Genomic DNA, 16,694 nt, shown 5'->3' with positions numbered 1-16,694 from the left:
TCTGTTCAGCCCGGTGACATAGCTGACGGGTGTTCGGGGAGATGGTTGATACTTCAAAATCGGCTCGATTCGTCAAGCAGAGGGGCGAGCGATGCCGTGGCGAGAGGTGTCTGTCATGGACCAGCGACGAGAGTTTGTGATGCTTGCCAAGCAGGAAGGGGCGAACCGGCGGGAGCTGTGTCGGCGGTTCGGCATCAGCCCTCAGACGGGCTACAAATGGATCCAGCGGCATGACGCTGGGGACACGGCGCTGGCGGATCGGTCGCGGCGGCCTCATCGAAGTCCGGAGCGCACCGCGGCTGCGACCGAGCAGCAGATCGTCGCATTGCGCGATGCTCACCCGGCCTGGGGCGCGCGCAAGCTCGCACGGTGTCTTGAGCGTGATGGTCAAGCTGTCCCGGCGATATCCACCGTGCACACCATCCTGCGCCGCTACGATCGAGTGGTCGAGCCTGCAGGCACGCCCGGACAGCCCTACACGCGGTTCGAGAAGGATGCGCCCAATCAGCTGTGGCAGATGGACTTCAAGGGGCACAGTGCGCTGGAGAACGGTGTGTCCTGTCATCCGCTGACAGCGTTGGACGATCACTCCCGCTTCTCGTTGTGCCTGGCGGCTTGTGACAACGAGCGCGGCTCTACAGTCAAAGGACATTTGGAGACGACGTTCCGCCGTTATGGACTGCCGGATGCGATGTTCGTCGACAATGGTGGCCCCTGGGGATTTACCCTCGAAGACCCCTGGACCGCGTTGACGGTCTGGCTTCTGAAGCTCGGCGTTCGAACGATCCACAGCCGGCCCTACCATCCTCAGAGCCGCGGCAAGAACGAACGCTTCCACCGTAGTCTGAAGGCCGAGGTGTTTGCCTTCAGGCGCTACCGTGATCTTCCCGATGTCCAGCGGGCACTCGACGGATGGCGCTCTGTCTACAATCTCGACCGGCCGCACGAGGCCTTGAACTTCGACGTGCCGGCAAGCCGCTATCAACCGAGCCAACGTGCGATGCCCGACCGGCTTCCGATCGTCGAATACGACGAGGGTGAGAGCATCCGTTCCGTGTCGAGCACGAAGGCCTACGTCAGTTTCGAGGGGCGGCTCTGGAAAGTCCCGCAAGCCTTCCGAGGTGAGCGGCTGGCTATCCGGCCACTCAGTGCCGACGGAAAGTTCGGAATTTTCTTTGCCGCACATCAGATCGCAGCGATTGATCTGCGCGACCCCAAAACTGTCAACTATGTCCCCGAACAGGTGTAAGCTATGTCTCCGGGCTGAACACTTCGCTCGCAATGACGGCCGAGCAGGCTTCGCTCTGCTCGCCTATCATCCCGGCCTCACTCCGCCAGCACCGCCTGCACGAAGCCGTCGGGGTCGGCGCAGAACTCACGCATCGCCTTGAAATGATCCGTATCCTGCACCGCGACCTTCTCAAGGCCGTATTTGGTCAGCCGCAACAGGGTCGCGCCGGGATAGGCCATCAGGACCGGCGAATGCGTCGCCATCAGCACCTGGCAATGGCTGGAGTCATCCATGCGCCGCATCAGCTTCAGGAACTCGATCTGGCGCGCCGGCGACAGTGCCGATTCCGGCTCGTCGAAAATGTAGATGCCCTGGCGCTGGCAGCGCTCCTCGAAGAAGCGCAGGAACCCCTCGCCATGCGAATGGGACAGGAAGTCGGGCGGCGGCCCGCCGAACGGATCGTCCAGTGCGGCCTGATCGAGATAGCGCGCCACCGAAAAGAAGCTCTCGGCGCGGAAGAACCAGCCTTGCGTGATCTTCGGCAACCAACTCGCGCGCAGCGCGGCGGCGAGTGCGCCGCCCATACGCTCGATCGCACGCCCATGGTCGACCGGCATGTAACCCTTGCCGCCGCCAGCTTCGTCGTAGCCCGCCAGCGCGGCAATGCCTTCGAGCAGGGTCGATTTGCCGGTGCCGTTCTCGCCGACGATGATGGTGATGGCGTTGGTGAAGCTGAGCTCGAACGCGTCCTGCAGGAACGGCAGGCAAAACGGATAGGCCGCGCGATCGGAGATCTTCGCCGGATCGAGCCACAGCCGCTTCAGATAAGGGGCCGGCAGCCGGATCTCGCGTTGCTTCCTCGCCATGACGCCTTCACAACCTCGGTGACATCACCGGCAATCTCGCACATCGCGCCCGCATCGGCCACCGGCCCACGCGGGCTACGCCACGACCTCCAGCACCAGCTCCATCGTCATCAGCACCGGATTGTCGCCGCGGACGAGGCGCCCCCGCGCGAGCGCGCCGGTGTAGTCGACCAGCGCGACGTCAACAGTGGCTTCAAGGCCGTCGTCGCCCGGCGCGATCGCGCCGGCGGTGATGGTCAGCTCCGTCGCGAACGGCTCGACGACGACGCCGTCCTCGAAGCGCGCCCCGATGGTCGAGCCGACGCCGCCGCGAATGCGGGCCTTGCTGATCCCCTGCGCCCGGCAGAACGCTTCCAGGCAACCGGCGAAATCCTGGTTCGGCCGCAGCCGGAGCGCGAAGGCGCGGCAGTCCGTCGTGGCGCCGCTTGGTGCGGCCGCTACCGGCCCGAACAGCTTGAAGCCGGTCTCGACGTCCGGCTCTGCCGTGAAGATCGCGCCGTCGAGCCCGAAGGCGTCGACCTCGAACGGCTCGGCGACGATGGTCTCCTCCGGCAGGATGTGCCCGCCGCCGTTGCGGCTCCCCTCCTCCATCCACAGCGCGTGGCAATGGAAGAATGGCGCGCCGTCGCGCACGCCGAGGGTCATCGTCCCCGTCGACAGGCGCGTCACACCGGCGGGACGATAGGTGTCGCTGTAGAACGCGGCATGATCCGCCGTCTTCGACAGCGCCGGCATCACATAGGCGAACGGTCCGAGCGCACCGCCTTTGATATCGAGCACACCGCCGGCAAAGCCATTGGCCGCAAAGCCGCGGCGCGCGGCGTCCAAGAGCGGCAACCCCTGCTCCATGGTGAAGGTGAACACGCGGCCGCGGGCCTCGACCCACTGGATGCGATCCGCGACGGGCGCACCGGGCTGGGTGATGGATCGCATCACGCGTCAACCCTGCCTGGTGAGATCGAGCAGGCCGCGCGCCTCGAGCTCGTCGCGCACCAGACGCTTCGGAATCTTGCCATAGCCCGATTTGGGCAACGCGTCCCAGAAGAAGAAGCGCTTCGGCATCTTGTAGCGCGGCAGCTTGGTGGCGAGATAGCCGGCGATCGCGCTCTCGCTCGGCGCGGCCGCACCTTCGCGCGCCACGCAGACGGCGACGCCGACCTCGCCCCAGACGGGATCAGGCACGCCGAGCACGGCGACCTCGCCGATGTCGGGATGGGTCAGGATCTTCTCCTCCACCTCGCGCGGATAGATGTTGGAGCCGCCGGAGATGTACATGTCCGACGCGCGGCCGGTGATATAGACGAAGCCCTGCGCGTCCATGTGGCCGAGATCGCCGGTGCGGAACCAGCCGTCGCGAAACGCCTTCGCATTGGCGTCCGGATTGTCGTAGTAGCCCGCAAACACGGCCGGACCGATGACGCAGATCTCGCCGGTCTCGCCCGGCTTCAGCTCACGCCCCTGATCGTCCTGGATCGAGACCTGCATGCCCGTGCGCTCATAGCCGCAGGTGCCGATCCGCGCCTCCGGTCCATCCTCTTCCTCGTGCGCCGCGGCCGGCAGCACCGTGATGTTGCCGGTGACCTCGCCGAGGCCGAAATACTGGACGATGACCTTGCCGAGCCGCGCCAGCGCGCGCTTCTGGTCCTCGCGATACATCGGCGCGCCGGCATAGATCACATGGCGCAGCGAGGAATGATCGAATTGGTCGACGGCGGGATGCTCGACCATCATCTTCAGGATGGTCGGCACCGTGAACAGGTTGCTGATGCGATGCATCTCGATCAGGCGGAAGGCTTCGGTGATGTCGAACTTCTCGCTCGGCAGCAGCACGGTCTTGGCACCGCGCGCGCTCTGCATCAGCTGGTGCACGCCGGCGCCGTGCGACAGCGGCGCCACGACGAGCGACGCGTCGTGCTCGGTCGTGCCCGGCGTCAGGTCTGCAAGATGGTTCGTGATGACGAACGCCATCTGGCCATGCGTCAGCACCGCCGCCTTGGAGCGGCCGGTCGTGCCGGAGGTGAAGAAGAACCAGCAGGGATCGTCATGCTCGACGGCCGCGTTCGCGACGTGTGCGCCGACATGCGCCTTCATTGCGTCGGCCACGGTCCCCGCGCCGAAGCTGCCGCCTTCACCGATGCGCCAGGTGAAGTCAGCAGTCGTCACCGCGGCAGCATGATCCGGAAAGTCGCCGTGGCAGAGAAACGCCTTCGCGCCCGAGGCGGTCGCGAGATAGGCGACCTCGTCCGGCATCAGGCGGAAATTGGTTGGCACCCAGACCGCGCCGAGCCGGAACGCCGCGAACATCGAGACGAACATCTCCTCGCAGTTCTTGGAGTGCACCAGAATGCGATCGCCCTTGGCGATTCCCTGCTCGGCCAGCGCCGCCGCGAGCGCCGAGACCATCGCGTCGATTTCGCGCCAGGTCCACGACCTCTCGCCCCAGACGAAGCCGACGCGGTCGCCAAGCCGGCGGCCATTTTGCGTGACGATATGCGCGAGGTTCATCACCCGGCGGGACATGCGCAGGGGTGCCGGCGTCATCGACAACCTCTCGCGCCGCTGCAGCTGACGAACAGAGCCATGGAAGCGTCCCCTCGATCGATCCTTCAGGCGATCTCAGCCGCCCGATACCTTTGGGCCTGTTTATCCCGGTCCTGCTCGCCCTCGCAAGGCCGGCCTCCCCATCGCACCCATGCGGTGGCGTGTTTCGAACGGATGCAGATGCCGCGCGACAAACCGTGGCCGGCCGCGCATTTCTTCATATCACCGCGCGCCGAATCTGATTTGAGGACAACCATGATCGATCGTCGCTTCCTGCTTCTCGGCCTCGCTGGCGTGCTCGCCGCTTCTCCGCTGCACGCGCAGGCGCCTGCTTCCAGCGAGCCCGTCGGCATCATGACCGCGATCTACACCCGCGTCGCCAAGGGCAAGGGGGAGGACGGCGGCACCTTCGTCATCGAGGACAAGGCGGCGCGCGCGAAATATCTGTCGAAGTCGCTGGCCGCCCAATGGGCGAAGATGGACGCCCGCACGCCCAAGGGCGAGGTCGGGGCGATCGATTTCGATCCCGTCACGAATTCGCAGGATCCCGATGTCGCCTCGTTCAAGGTGACGCTGGAAATGCAGGACGGCGACAAGGCAACCGTCGCGGTCAGTATTCGCGGCCACCGGACCGAACGCAAGGAACAGGCCGACGACATCATCCGTTACGACCTCGTGCGCGAAGCGGGCCAATGGAAGATCGACGACATCCGGGGGGCGGTCGATGGCAAGCCATGGTCGATCCGTGCACTGCTGGCGGAGTTCCTCAAGATCTCCGAGAAACCTAAACGAAAGTGAAAGTAGAGGCGCATGACTGATGTCCGTGACAACAAGGCCGGGAGCCGCTTCGAGCTCGACATCAACGGCCACGTCGCGTTTGCCAATTACCGGGCCACGCCGCAGGGGGTGATCATCACCCACACCGAGACCCCGCTACCGCTGCGAGGCCGCGGCATCGGTTCGCAGCTCGTGGAAGGTGCCCTCGCGCTGATCCGCGCCGACGGCCGCAAGGTCATCGCGGGCTGCAGCTTCGTCGCCGACTACCTCCGAGACCATCCGGAGAACCGGGACATCATGGCCTGATGGGCCGTGCAATTACCGGGCGAGACGATTGGAGCGCCTTGACGCAATGGCTACCTGGATGGATCAGCAATCCCCCGCCGAGCAGGCAACCAGACCCATGGGGAGAGGCAGATGTTCATCACAGCCATTTTCGACGTTCTCAAGCGCTACGTTCACTACCGCACGCAGCTCGCCTATCTCGACCAGCTCGACGAGCGCACGCTGCGCGACATCGGCTTCGACCGCGACCAGCTGCATGCGGAGGCCTGGGAACGCGCCGGCTTCGTGCACGTCTGAGGCGCTGGCACAGCCTCGCGCCAGACGCGATCCAAGACGACAAAGGCCCGCACGATGGCGGGCCTTTCGCTTCTTGTTCTTGCCGTGAGCGGCGCACGCTCAGTGCTTGATCTCCGGCGGCAGTTTGCCGCCATTGGCGGCGAGCTTGCTCATCACCTGCTTGTGCAGCCACACGTTCATGCTGGCGGAGTCGTTGGTGTCGCCGCTATAGCCGAGCTCCTTGGCGAGCTCCTTGCGCGCAGCGAGGCTCGAATCGATATCGAGCGCCTTCATCAGGTCGACGATCGAGGTTCGCCACTCCAGCTTCTCGTGCTTGGCAGCCGCCGCCTTGTCGACGATCGCAGCCACATCGACATTTTGCGGCGCAGCAGCCGGGGCCGCCGTCGGGGACGCAGCCGCGCCGCCTGCCGGCGCGGCACCGCCCGCGGCGGGCGTGCTGCCGCCGGCCGGTGCCGCCTCGGCATGATGGCCGAAAATCGCGCCCATGATCTTTCCGAAAACGCTCATCAATGGCTCCCAATGGATGGTGATCGTAAGAAGAACTCGGCCGGCGGTGTTCCGTTGCAGAGACGCCCGTCGGAGCCGCTCCGCCACCGCCGTGGCCTGCCAAACGCGAACACGGCGACGAATGTGAAGCTTACCCAAGGCGGAATGACGGCGGAACGACTTTATTGGACCATGCTCAGGCTTCTGCATGGGCGTGCCAAGCTAATGCACTGCGACATTCACAGCCCTCACCGAGGCGTGAGTAGGCGCAGCCTGTTTTGCCACTATCCTGATGACTTCCGTTCGCGAATGGCCGCCCCGAGGTTCGTCGCGTCTGGCCATCCGCGAATTTGTTCCAACGAGAAGCGCAGCCCGCCTGCGTGGTTGGGAAGCGCCCTGCGCAAGTTGAGGGAGCACACGACGATGGCTACCTACCACAGCAATGCTGCATCCCACGTTCGGGCGGCAGACGAGGTCGCGGCTGAGCTGACGATTCGTACGATCGACATGTCGAGCCTGATGCGTGCGCTGCGGCTCGGCTGGGATGACTTCAAGGCAGTGCCGAGTCACGCCGTGATGCTATGCGCGATCTATCCCGTTCTCGGCCTGGTGCTGGCGCGTGCAGTGTTCGGCTATGCGGTGGTGCCGCTGTTGTTTCCGCTGGCGGCCGGCTTCGCCCTGCTCGGCCCGTTCGCCGCGCTCGGTCTCTATGAGCTCAGCAGCCGCCGAGACCGCGGCGAGGACACCAGTGCCTGGGATGCCCTGGAGGTGCTGCGGTCGCCGTCGTTCGGCTCGATGCTCGGACTGGGCACGCTGCTGTTCGCGCTGTTCGTCACCTGGGTCGCGACCGCGCAGGCGATCTACGTCGCAGTGTTCGGCTATGGCGGCGCGACCGGTGTGAGCGATTTCCTGCAGCGGGTCTTCACCACGCCGCAAGGCTGGTGGCTGATCGCGGTCGGCTGTGGCGCAGGCTTCCTGTTCGCGTTGCTGGCGCTGTGCCTCAGCATCGTGTCCTTCCCCTTGATGCTCGACCGTCACGCCGGCGCGCTCGAAGCGGTCGTCACCTCGCTCCGCGTGGCGGCCAAGAACCCAGTTCCGGTTGCGGCCTGGGGCCTCATCGTCGCAGTGCTTCTGGTGGCCGGCACGATCCCGTTCTTCCTCGGTCTCGCCGTCGTGATCCCGGTGCTCGGCCACGCCACCTGGCATCTCTACCGTGAGGCCATCGCGATCCACCCCGACGCCGCCCGGATCGTGCCGCCGGTCCCCCGCAGCTCCAAGCCCGCGGCCGATTTCCCGGCGAACCTGTTCCCATGGCGCTCGCGTGACCAGATGTGAGGACGCAGCGATGAGTTTTCACTGCCGCCGGCCTCCGGGCCGGCGGTCGCGTCGAGCGGCCGCAGAGTGTGGCGGCGCTCACGAAATCCGACGCCAATGTGATCGAAAGGCCTTGCTGCTGCCGCGGTTACGCCCGACATGGAGCACGCCCAGCAACGCTTTTTGAATCCATTGCCGTCCAGGTGTTTCGATGATTGCTCGCGTTCTCGCCGTGTCCGCTCTTGCCTGTCTCGCTGCCCTTACCCCCCTGTCAGCGCCAGCGCACGCCGCGGTACCTTGCGGCAACGGCAATTTCGACGGCTGGCTCGCCGAGTTCAAGACCGAGGCTGCGGCCAAGGGCATCTCGCAAAACACGATCAATGCGGCGCTGACGGGCGTGACGCCGGACCAAAGCGTGCTGAACCGCGACCGCGGTCAGAAGGTGTTCAGCCAGACCTTCGAAGAGTTCTCCGGGCGCATGGTGCCGCCGCGCCTGACCCGCGGCTCCAACATGCTGAAGCAATACGGCTCGGTGCTGTCGCGGATCGAGCAGAGCTACGGCGTGCCCGGCGAGGTGCTGGTCGCGATCTGGGGCCTCGAGACCGATTTCGGCGTCAATGTCGGCAAGTTCCCGACCATCCGTGCGCTCGCGACCTTGGCCTATGACTGCCGCCGCGCCGAGCAGTTTCGCGGCGAGTTGCTGGATGCGCTGCGGATCGTCGACCGCGGCGATCTCCAGCCGGCCGAGATGCGCGGCGCCTGGGCCGGCGAGATCGGACAGACCCAGTTCATGCCGTCGTCCTGGATCAAATATGCCGTCGATTTCGACGGCAATGGCCGGCGCGACCTGATCCGCAGCGCGCCCGACGTTCTCGCCTCCACTGCGAACTATTTGAAGGGCTATGGCTGGCAGAAGGGCAAGGACTGGGAGCCCGGCGGCCCGAATTTTGCGGTCATCCAGCAGTGGAACAAGAGCGAGGTCTATGCGCGGACGATCGCGACCTTCGCGACGCAGCTGGCGCGGGCGCCATAGCCTGCCCGGAAAAAGGCCGATCGCGGTGACGCGATCGGCCCTTGGTTCAACGATGCGAACGATTGACGCGCTACTTGATCATCCCGGCCTGCATCGCCTTCGTCAGATGAACGCTGCAGGCGCCCATCTTGCCGCTCAGCAGCGCATCCTGGGCCGCCGCGATCTCTCGCTGCGCCGTGTATCTGGCATCGCCATCAGCCATAGCCTCGATCGCCGTCTCAGTCTTCTCCAGGTTGGCCCCGCTGCAGCCGGCGCCGTGCATCCGCGCCGCCTGAGCCGGACCGAACGCGGTCATCGCCGCGATGACGAGCGCGGCCCCCAACAGTTTGCTGTTCATTGTTTTTCCTCGCTGGTGCGACGGCGCAGGCATCATTGCCGGACGCCGCGACAATTTGTCGCACCACCGCGATATTCTCGCGAAATGAAATCACTGCGAGCCGCGCGTGATCGTGGACATCGGTTCACCGTCGCGACATCAAAGAGTGAATAAAAATTCACGCCGATCGACCCATGCACTTCGTCGGGGCTCGCGAGATGCTCAACGCCTAACGGCTTCACAGCCGTGGTGGCAGGCTATCGATCGGGCTTTTCAAACGAACGATTGAAAAACAGCATGATTACGGAGGTTTCCGACAGATCCGCCCCCTCTGATCCCCCTGCCCGATTCTTACTCAAGCGTTACCCAAGCTATGCGCCGGAGGTTTAGCTGCATCGCAACATCAACGCTTCCGCATCGCAACAATCTCTTCTATGTTCATTTCAACGATGAGGTTCCCAATGAAGAACTGAATCGTGAACTAAAGGAGATTTCTCATGTTGCTCTCGCTCATCCGCATGGTTCAGGCGTTCCGTGAGTATCAGCGCAACGTTGCCGAGCTGTCGCAGCTCAGCGATCGCGAACTCGCCGACATCGGTCTCGATCGCTCGGACATCCCGCGCGTTGCCGCCGGTCACTACAACGGCTGATCGGCCTTCTTCCGATATCTACCGGACATCGCCCGCCTCGCTGCGGGCGTTGCCGCATCTAGGCCTGGCGCAGCGAAACACATGCGCCCGCTTTCTCGCGCCGAGCCTCATTGGCGCATTTGCAGCGCTCGGGAAAAGCGCTACCTGTCCCGCGCATGACAGGCTCCAAATCACCTTCGAATACCGTCCACGTTGTCGGTGCCGGCCTCGCCGGCTCTGAAGCCGCTTGGCAGCTCGCCGAGGCTGGAGTCGATGTGGTGCTGCACGAGATGCGGCCGGACCGCATGACCGAGGCGCACCGAACCGCCACCGCGGCCGAACTGGTGTGCTCGAACTCTTTCCGCTCCGACGATGCGGCCAACAACGCCGTCGGCCTGCTGCATGCCGAGATGCGCCGGCTGGGCTCGCTGATCATGCGCGCTGCCGACGCCAATCAGGTTCCGGCCGGTGGCGCATTGGCCGTCGACCGCGACGGCTTCTCGGCGGCCGTCGCAGCGGCTCTCGAAGGGCATCCACGCATCGCGCTGCGCCGCGGCGAAGTTACCGGCTTGCCGCCGGTGGAGTGGGATCGCGTCATTGTCGCCACCGGTCCCCTCACCTCGCAGCCGCTCGCCGAGGCCATCCGTGACCTGACCGACGAGACGGCACTTGCTTTCTTCGACGCCATTGCGCCGATCGTGCACAAGGACACGATCGACATGACCAAGGCGTGGTTCCAGTCGCGTTACGACAAGGTCGGTCCGGGCGGCACGGGTGCTGACTACATCAACTGTCCGATGACGAAGGAGCAGTACGACGCCTTCGTCGCGGCGCTGCTCGCCGGCGAGAAGACCGACTTCAAGGAGTGGGAGACCAACACGCCCTATTTCGACGGCTGCCTGCCGGTCGAAGTGATGGCCGAGCGCGGCCACGAGACGCTGCGTCACGGCCCGATGAAGCCGGTCGGCCTGACCAATCCGCACAATCCGACGGTCAAGCCCTACGCGATCGTGCAGCTGCGCCAGGACAACAAGCTCGGCACGCTCTACAACATGGTCGGATTCCAGACGAAGCTGAAATACGGCCCGCAGCAGCAGATCTTCCGCACCATCCCTGGCCTCGAGAACGTGGAATTCGCGCGGCTCGGGGGTCTGCATCGCAACACCTTCCTCAACTCGCCGAAGCTGCTCGATGCGCAGCTCCGCCTGCGCGTCCAGCCACGGCTGCGCTTTGCCGGCCAGATGACGGGATGCGAGGGGTATGTGGAGTCGGCGAGCATCGGGCTGATCGCCGGCCTCTACGCCGCCGCCGAGGTGCGCGGCGCCAATCTGCTGCCGCCACCACCAACCACGGCGCTCGGTGCCCTGCTCGGCCATATCACCGGCGGCCACATCGAGACGATCGACGGTGCGACACGCTCGTTCCAGCCCATGAACATCAATTTCGGCCTGTTCCCGCCGCTGGCGACGACCCCGACCCGCAAGCCGGACGGCACGCGGCTGAAGGGCAACGAGAAGACGGTGGCGAAGAAGCAGGCGATGAGCGCCCGCGCGCTGGCCGATCTCGACCGCTGGATCGCCGAGCACTTGCCCGTCGCGGCCGCTGCGTGAGAGCCCCATGAGTTTGCCGAAGACTGATTTCGCCGTGCTGGCGGCGCGCTGGAGCGAAGGCGTTCTGCTCAAGCGCGACGTGTTCTCGACCGTCGAGCGCGGCCGCTTCAAGAGCGAGGCCGGTGACGTCGACGCCGTGCTGCGCCGGCTCGATGAGGTGCCGTGGTGGTCGTTCGTGCTGGCGCGGCATTTGTTCGCGCGCGAGCGCAAGGCGCTGATGCGCGCCAAGGGGCTCAACGCCGGCCCTGATCTGCTATGGGCTGGGGATCGCGCGCTGGTCCGCGGCTTCATCAATGGCGTGGCGCTGCATCTGGCCAAGCCGCACGGCAACGCCGCCTATTTCCGCTCGGCCAAGCGGATGATGCGCCGGCTGCATCGCGCCGGAATCACGCACAACGATCTCGCCAAGGAGCAGAATTGGCTCGTCGGTCACGACGGCCATTGCTACGTCACCGATTTTCAGTTGGCCGCCTGCTTCGAGAGCCGCAGCCGGCTGTTCCGGATCGCGGCCTATGAGGACCTGCGTCATCTGCTCAAGCATAAGCGGAGTTACGCGCCCGAGGCGCTGACGCCGCAGGAGCGCAAGATCCTGGCACGCAAATCGCTGTTCGCGCGCGTCTGGCTGATGACCGGCAAGAAGGTGTATCGCGCCATCACGCGCGGCATCTTCAATTTCACCGACCGCGAGGGTGGCGGACGACGCCTGGTCAACGATGCGCCGGTGCTGATGGACATGATCCGGAAGAACCCGGCCGTGCGCGACGCGGCGATCGTTGCCTTCGCAGACCGCCGGACCGGCGTCGGGCTCTATGCGTTCGTCGAGGGAGAGCAGCCGACGCTTGAAACTCAGCTGCAAAACGAGCTTGCTTCAGCCAAGGGCCCGAAGCCGCCGGAGCATATCCAGGTCGTGCATGCCCTGCCGCGCGACGCCAGCGGCAGGCCACGCACTGAACTGTTGCAGCTGGTCGCGATGAACCAGATCGACCTGATCGAACCGATGCTCACGAGCGACAGCGATCGCGCTTTCCTCAAGGACATCCTGGACTCGCGCAAAAACCTGCGCGACCGGTTCAATTTCGAGGCGGACCTGAACCTGCCTTCGGCCTGAGCGGACGAGACTTCGCGGACCGACCATTGTATCCTTTGGTTGCAATGTCGTTTGGGAGGATTGGCAATGAACGTCGAAACCCGCGCGGCCACAACGTCTCGGTCGTCGAACATCGAGATCATCCCGACCGGCCGGCAACTCGGTGCCGAGATTCGACATGTCGATCTCAAGCATCTGGACGATGCGGGCTTCGGCTCCCTGCTCCGTGCCTTTCACACGCACTCCGTTTTGCTGGTGCGCGGCCAGGGTCTGACGGACCAGGACTTGATCGCCTTCAGCCGCCGCTTCGGCGATCTCGACTGGGCGCCGGTGCAGGAGAACGGGCGCCGCTTCGTCGACGGTCTACCCGAAATCTATATCGTCTCGAACGTGAAGGTGAATGGCGAGGCGATCGGCAGCCTCGGCGCGGGCGAAGCGGTGTGGCATACGGACATGTCGTATCTCGACACGCCGCCGATCGCGAGCGCGCTCTACGCGCTGGAAATTCCCCCCGTCGGCGGCAACACGTCGTTCTGCAGCATGTATGCCGTGTACGACGCGCTTCCTCCTGAACTGAAGCGCCGCGTCGCAGATCTGAAGATCAAGCACGACGGCACCTACAACAGCGGCGGCTTCGTCCGACAGGGCGTAACGCCGACCGATGATCCGCGCACATCGCCGGGCGCGATCCATCCGCTGGTCTGCACGCATCCCGATTCCGGCCTGCGGATGCTTTATCTCGGCCGCCGGCGCAATGCCTATCTGGTCGGCCTCGAGCTCGCCGAGTCGGAAGCATTGCTCGACGCGTTGTGGGCCTATGTTGCCCGTCCGGAATTCTCCTGGGAGCATGTCTGGAAGGTCGGAGATCTCGTCATCTGGGACAATCGCTGCACCATGCATCGGCGCGATCCGTTCGATGATCATGCGCGGCGAATCATGCATCGGACCCAGATCAAGGGAACAGATCGTCCACACTGATTCGCTTGCGCGCGGGATCAGCACGATCAAGCGCCAGATTGCCTGCGAATGAGTTGCAGGTTGCTGGATATTTCCTCGCGCATCGCCTTGAAGCGTCCAACTTCCGACTCAGAGCGGCAGAGTGTGCCGACAATCGGCAGATCGTGCCGCGATCCTTCCGCGAATTGCCTCCGAGCCGAAACACCCCCGACAAATTACGATGGTTGATTTGCAGGCGCTGGTGAAACTTGGGAGATGACGCAAGTGAGTCTCAGAAGCAACGTTGCTCGAAGCGCCGAAAGCAGCCTCATCCAGGTCATCCCGACGGGAAAGACGCTCGGTGCCGAGGTCTGCAATGTCGATCTCGGATCCTTCGACGATTGGGCGTTCGCCTCGTTCATGCGCGCGCTGCTCAAGCATCAGGTCCTGCTGGTGCGCGGCCAGCGGCTTGGTGAACGTGACATCGCGGCCTTCAGCCGTCGCTTCGGTCACGCGGATCTATTTTACACCTCCCACGGGGGCTTGCTGGGCGACAGACTGTCATTCTGCAGCCTCTACGCCGCTTATGACGCGCTCTCACCGGCGCTGCGCAGCCGCGTCGCTCATCTGAAGGTTCGTCATCTCGCGACCGACACCGCCGATGATGGCCGTCGCACCGTCATCGCAGGCCCGGTGCATCCTCTGGTCGGCAATCATATCGATACCGGCCGCTCGATGCTCGCGCTGGGGCAGCGTCGCCATTCCTACGTCGTCGGCCTCGAGCAGGACGAATCAGACGCGCTGCTCGACGATCTCTGGCAGCTTGCCGAACGGCCCGAGTTCAGTTGGACCCACACCTGCCGACCGGGTGATCTCGTCGTCTGGGACACCCGCTGCACGATCCACCGGCACGAGCCGCCGGACATGCCGAGACTCCTGCACAGCCCGCCGCTCTGGAGCACGATGCCCTCGGCTTGAGCCCGCGACGGGGTCAGCGCGCGCAAAAACTCGTCGTCCCCGCGGCCCGCCACAGCGTCCACAGCGTCGCGAGGCGCGAGCGGGAGCGCGGCTGAAACGGATCGTCGCGGGGTCCGGCCCGCGCAAGGTCGCGCCGGACCAGCGCGAGCGGCAGCAGAACCGGCCGCACGGCCGGTGGCGCCTGACGCGCCAGCTCGAGGGTGTGATCGAGATGCTGCCGGGCCTGCCCGCGCAGGTCCATGATCACCTCTTGGATCGCCGGCGACGCCTTGCCGGAGAACATCTCCTCCTGGCCGACGCCATGCCGCGCGAGAAGATCGAGCGGGACATAGAGCTGCCGGTGGGCCGCATCGCGCGGCAGCGCCGCGATCACCTGGAGCAACCCTTGCGCGATGCCGGCATGGTGCGCGAGATGATCGGCGTCCGCAAACGGCGGCGCAATGATCTGCGCGGCCAGCGCGAACAGCGCGCCACGCGTGTCGCCGAGATAGCCGTCTAGCGCCGCCATCGTCGGCATCGGATCGTTGTAGAGATCGAACTGATGCTCATCGACCAGGCGCGTCAGCCGCTCGACCGGAAGCGCGAAGCGCTGCACGGTGAGCAGCAATTCGGCCGCAACGGGATTTCCCTCCGCGCCGCCATGTTCGTGACCCGTCAGCGTGTCGTGCCACCACTGCAGGCGGACTTCGCCCGGCAGCGGCTGCGACACGAGATCTCGAATGCGGCTGACTTCGACGTTGAATGCGTACAGCGACAACAGCGCACGCCGGGGCTCGGGCGACATGAACAGCGTCGAGGCGTAGCGGTCGAAATCGTGCTCGCGGACAAGGCCTGCACAGAACGCGGCGTCGCTGTTGGCGTTCGTCTCGCTCATGGGACGGCGATGAGCGCTGCCGCAACCCGGCGCCGCTCGCCGATCATGACGTTGTAGGTGCGAATCGCGGGGCCGGTCTGCATCGCATCGAGCACGACGTTCACGCCACGCAGGGCCGCGCGCAGCGGTGCCGGCGCGATCCAGACTTCGTTTCCGGTGCCGATGATGAGCGTGTCGATCCTGTTCGCCGCATCAAAAACGCGCTGCAACGAATAGCGGTCGATCTGGTCGGGCTGGATGACGTCCCAGGCCCAGATCGAGTCGGGCAGGCACAGCAGCGAGCCGCGATGCGACATGCCGGCAAAGGCGAAGCCGCCTTTGCCATAACCGTCGATCGGCGCGGACCGCGGGAAATGCGGGGCGTCAGTTGCCATGCGAGACCAACATCTCAACCCCGATCCGGGTCCAACGGCTGATCAGGGCTTCTTTTTCGGCTCGTCGATCTGATCACCCCGAACGGTTCCGACGCCGAGATAGATCAGGATCGGCGCGGCGATGAAGATCGAGGTGTAGGTGCCGACCAGCACCACGCCGAACATCATCACCGCGGTGAAGCTGTGGATCGCCGGGCCGCCGAACAAGAGCAATGCCAGTAGCGCCAGGGTCACCGTGACGTGCGTGATGATCGAGCGCGACAAGGTCGAGTTGATCGATTCGTTGAGCAGCTGCGGCATCGGCATCTTCTTGTAGCGCCGCAGCATCTCGCGGATACGGTCGTAGATGACGACGGTGTCGTTGAGCGAATAGCCGAGAATGGTCAGCAGCGCCGCGATGCTGGTGAGGTCGAAATCGACCTGGCTGATCGACATGAAGCCGATCGTCAGCACGATGTCGTGGACGTTGGCGATCATGGCACCGAGCGCAAACTGCCATTCGAACCGGAACCAGAGATAGATCAGGATCGAGATGATCGCGAGCATCAGGCCGAGCATGCCGACGGCCAGGAACTCGCCGGAAACGCGCGGCCCCACCACCTCGACCCGGCGATACTCTACGGAATCGCCGATCGCCGCCTTCACCTTGTTCGCGGCCTCCTGCTGCGCGGCGTCGCCGCCCGGCTGTTCGGCAATTCGGATCAGAACCGATGCATCGGCCGCAGTGCCGAACTGCTGCAGCTGCACCTCGCCCAGACCGAGGGTCGCCAGCGTCGCGCGCATCCCCGCAATGTCGGCGGTGCCGGACTTGGCCCGCACCTCGAGCAAGGTGCCGCCGCGGAAATCGATGCCGAGGTTCAAGCCATGGGTGAAGAACAGCACGATGGCGAGGATCGACAGCGCCGCAGAAATCGGAAAGCTGATGCGGCGGAACTGCGTGAAATCGAAATGCGTGTCGTCGGGAACGATGCGCAGCGACGGCAGCAGGCCGAGCGCGCTGACCACCGTCAGCACCGCGATCAGGATGCCAAGCCCGATGAGAACCCAGTGTGTCACAGTA

At 64.8% G+C, this 16,694-nt stretch carries 19 protein-coding genes; 11 read left to right on the top strand and 8 right to left on the bottom strand.

Features of this window, described 5'->3' with window-relative positions; all coding sequences use genetic code 11:
* The first annotated feature begins 91 nt into the window (after window positions 1-91).
* Window positions 92-1,249: an IS481 family transposase gene (locus tag ACQR1E_RS00795; RefSeq protein WP_315759740.1), complete on the top strand. Its 1,158-nt coding sequence runs from the start codon at window positions 92-94 to the stop codon at window positions 1,247-1,249.
* Between the two features lie 77 nt (window positions 1,250-1,326).
* On the opposite strand, the gene ACQR1E_RS00790 is transcribed toward ACQR1E_RS00795, so the two are convergent.
* The 3 genes from ACQR1E_RS00790 to ACQR1E_RS00780 all read right to left on the bottom strand — a co-directional run bounded on the left by ACQR1E_RS00790 (window position 1,327) and on the right by ACQR1E_RS00780 (window position 4,638).
* A complete protein-coding gene (locus ACQR1E_RS00790) occupies window positions 1,327-2,097 on the bottom strand; it encodes an AAA family ATPase (RefSeq protein WP_315827535.1) in 771 nt (256 codons plus the stop codon).
* 75 nt (window positions 2,098-2,172) lie between these two features.
* Window positions 2,173-3,030 (bottom strand): PCC domain-containing protein, encoded by an 858-nt coding sequence (locus tag ACQR1E_RS00785; RefSeq protein ID WP_315827534.1) that lies wholly within the window; start codon window positions 3,028-3,030, stop codon window positions 2,173-2,175.
* 6 nt (window positions 3,031-3,036) lie between these two features.
* Complete coding sequence (locus tag ACQR1E_RS00780) at window positions 3,037-4,638, bottom strand: acyl-CoA synthetase (RefSeq protein ID WP_434896542.1); 1,602 nt, start codon at window positions 4,636-4,638, stop codon at window positions 3,037-3,039.
* A 255-nt stretch (window positions 4,639-4,893) separates the two neighbouring features.
* Between ACQR1E_RS00780 and ACQR1E_RS00775 the strand changes: the two genes are divergently transcribed.
* The 3 genes from ACQR1E_RS00775 to ACQR1E_RS00765 all read left to right on the top strand — a co-directional run bounded on the left by ACQR1E_RS00775 (window position 4,894) and on the right by ACQR1E_RS00765 (window position 5,997).
* A complete protein-coding gene (locus tag ACQR1E_RS00775) occupies window positions 4,894-5,436 on the top strand; it encodes a DUF3828 domain-containing protein (protein ID WP_434896769.1) in 543 nt (180 codons plus the stop codon).
* Between the two features lie 12 nt (window positions 5,437-5,448).
* Window positions 5,449-5,721, top strand: a complete 273-nt coding sequence (locus ACQR1E_RS00770; protein ID WP_315711742.1) for a GNAT family N-acetyltransferase — start codon at window positions 5,449-5,451, stop codon at window positions 5,719-5,721.
* A 111-nt stretch (window positions 5,722-5,832) separates the two neighbouring features.
* Window positions 5,833-5,997 (top strand): DUF1127 domain-containing protein, encoded by a 165-nt coding sequence (locus ACQR1E_RS00765; protein WP_315751025.1) that lies wholly within the window; start codon window positions 5,833-5,835, stop codon window positions 5,995-5,997.
* 99 nt (window positions 5,998-6,096) lie between these two features.
* On the opposite strand, the gene ACQR1E_RS00760 is transcribed toward ACQR1E_RS00765, so the two are convergent.
* Window positions 6,097-6,504, bottom strand: coding sequence for a DUF3597 domain-containing protein (locus ACQR1E_RS00760; protein WP_315827531.1), 408 nt, complete (start codon window positions 6,502-6,504; stop codon window positions 6,097-6,099).
* Between the two features lie 402 nt (window positions 6,505-6,906).
* Here ACQR1E_RS00760 and ACQR1E_RS00755 point away from each other — a divergent pair, with 402 nt between their 5' ends.
* Together ACQR1E_RS00755 and ACQR1E_RS00750 are read left to right on the top strand one after the other, a co-directional pair.
* The gene (locus ACQR1E_RS00755) at window positions 6,907-7,818 is read left to right on the top strand and encodes a DUF2189 domain-containing protein (protein ID WP_315711738.1); all 912 of its coding nucleotides are present in this window, start codon (window positions 6,907-6,909) and stop codon (window positions 7,816-7,818) included.
* A 190-nt stretch (window positions 7,819-8,008) separates the two neighbouring features.
* Window positions 8,009-8,830 (top strand): lytic murein transglycosylase, encoded by an 822-nt coding sequence (locus tag ACQR1E_RS00750; protein ID WP_315711736.1) that lies wholly within the window; start codon window positions 8,009-8,011, stop codon window positions 8,828-8,830.
* Window positions 8,831-8,900: 70 nt separating this feature from the next.
* Here ACQR1E_RS00750 and ACQR1E_RS00745 read toward each other — a convergent pair whose 3' ends face one another.
* Window positions 8,901-9,167, bottom strand: a complete 267-nt coding sequence (locus tag ACQR1E_RS00745; protein ID WP_315712608.1) for a hypothetical protein — start codon at window positions 9,165-9,167, stop codon at window positions 8,901-8,903.
* A 476-nt stretch (window positions 9,168-9,643) separates the two neighbouring features.
* On the opposite strand from ACQR1E_RS00745, the gene ACQR1E_RS00740 reads away from it, so the two are divergent.
* The 5 genes from ACQR1E_RS00740 (at window position 9,644) to ACQR1E_RS00720 (ending at window position 14,386) form a co-directional block, all read left to right on the top strand.
* Window positions 9,644-9,796 (top strand): DUF1127 domain-containing protein, encoded by a 153-nt coding sequence (locus ACQR1E_RS00740; RefSeq protein ID WP_006614327.1) that lies wholly within the window; start codon window positions 9,644-9,646, stop codon window positions 9,794-9,796.
* Window positions 9,797-9,951: 155 nt separating this feature from the next.
* Complete coding sequence (gene trmFO, locus ACQR1E_RS00735) at window positions 9,952-11,385, top strand: methylenetetrahydrofolate--tRNA-(uracil(54)-C(5))-methyltransferase (FADH(2)-oxidizing) TrmFO (protein ID WP_434896541.1); 1,434 nt, start codon at window positions 9,952-9,954, stop codon at window positions 11,383-11,385.
* A gap of 7 nt (window positions 11,386-11,392) precedes the next feature.
* Complete coding sequence (locus ACQR1E_RS00730; protein WP_316191261.1) at window positions 11,393-12,493, top strand: serine/threonine protein kinase; 1,101 nt, start codon at window positions 11,393-11,395, stop codon at window positions 12,491-12,493.
* A gap of 66 nt (window positions 12,494-12,559) precedes the next feature.
* On the top strand, window positions 12,560-13,450 hold the full coding sequence (locus tag ACQR1E_RS00725) for a TauD/TfdA dioxygenase family protein (RefSeq protein ID WP_316186127.1): 891 nt from the start codon (window positions 12,560-12,562) through the stop codon (window positions 13,448-13,450).
* A 243-nt stretch (window positions 13,451-13,693) separates the two neighbouring features.
* Entirely contained in the window at window positions 13,694-14,386 is a 693-nt protein-coding gene (locus tag ACQR1E_RS00720; protein ID WP_434896540.1) for a TauD/TfdA dioxygenase family protein, read from the top strand.
* Window positions 14,387-14,399: 13 nt separating this feature from the next.
* Here the strand turns inward: ACQR1E_RS00720 and ACQR1E_RS00715 are convergent, their stop codons facing one another.
* The 3 genes from ACQR1E_RS00715 to secF are packed head-to-tail and all read right to left on the bottom strand — an operon-like array spanning window position 14,400 to window position 16,690.
* Window positions 14,400-15,260, bottom strand: coding sequence for a phytoene/squalene synthase family protein (locus tag ACQR1E_RS00715; protein WP_315751016.1), 861 nt, complete (start codon window positions 15,258-15,260; stop codon window positions 14,400-14,402).
* Window positions 15,257-15,634, bottom strand: a complete 378-nt coding sequence (locus ACQR1E_RS00710) for an Mth938-like domain-containing protein (protein WP_315711727.1) — start codon at window positions 15,632-15,634, stop codon at window positions 15,257-15,259. Before ACQR1E_RS00710 ends, ACQR1E_RS00715 begins: the two co-directional genes overlap by 4 nt.
* A gap of 42 nt (window positions 15,635-15,676) precedes the next feature.
* A complete protein-coding gene (gene secF, locus ACQR1E_RS00705; RefSeq protein WP_316170173.1) occupies window positions 15,677-16,690 on the bottom strand; it encodes a protein translocase subunit SecF in 1,014 nt (337 codons plus the stop codon).
* Window positions 16,691-16,694: the final 4 nt, after the last annotated feature.

Origin of the sequence: Bradyrhizobium sp. HKCCYLRH1030 (genome assembly GCF_051168395.1) — a bacterium.
Lineage (GTDB): Bacteria > Pseudomonadota > Alphaproteobacteria > Rhizobiales > Xanthobacteraceae > Bradyrhizobium.
The sequence above is the reverse complement of the archived record's forward strand: the minus strand, read 5'-3'. Positions and strand labels throughout refer to the sequence as shown.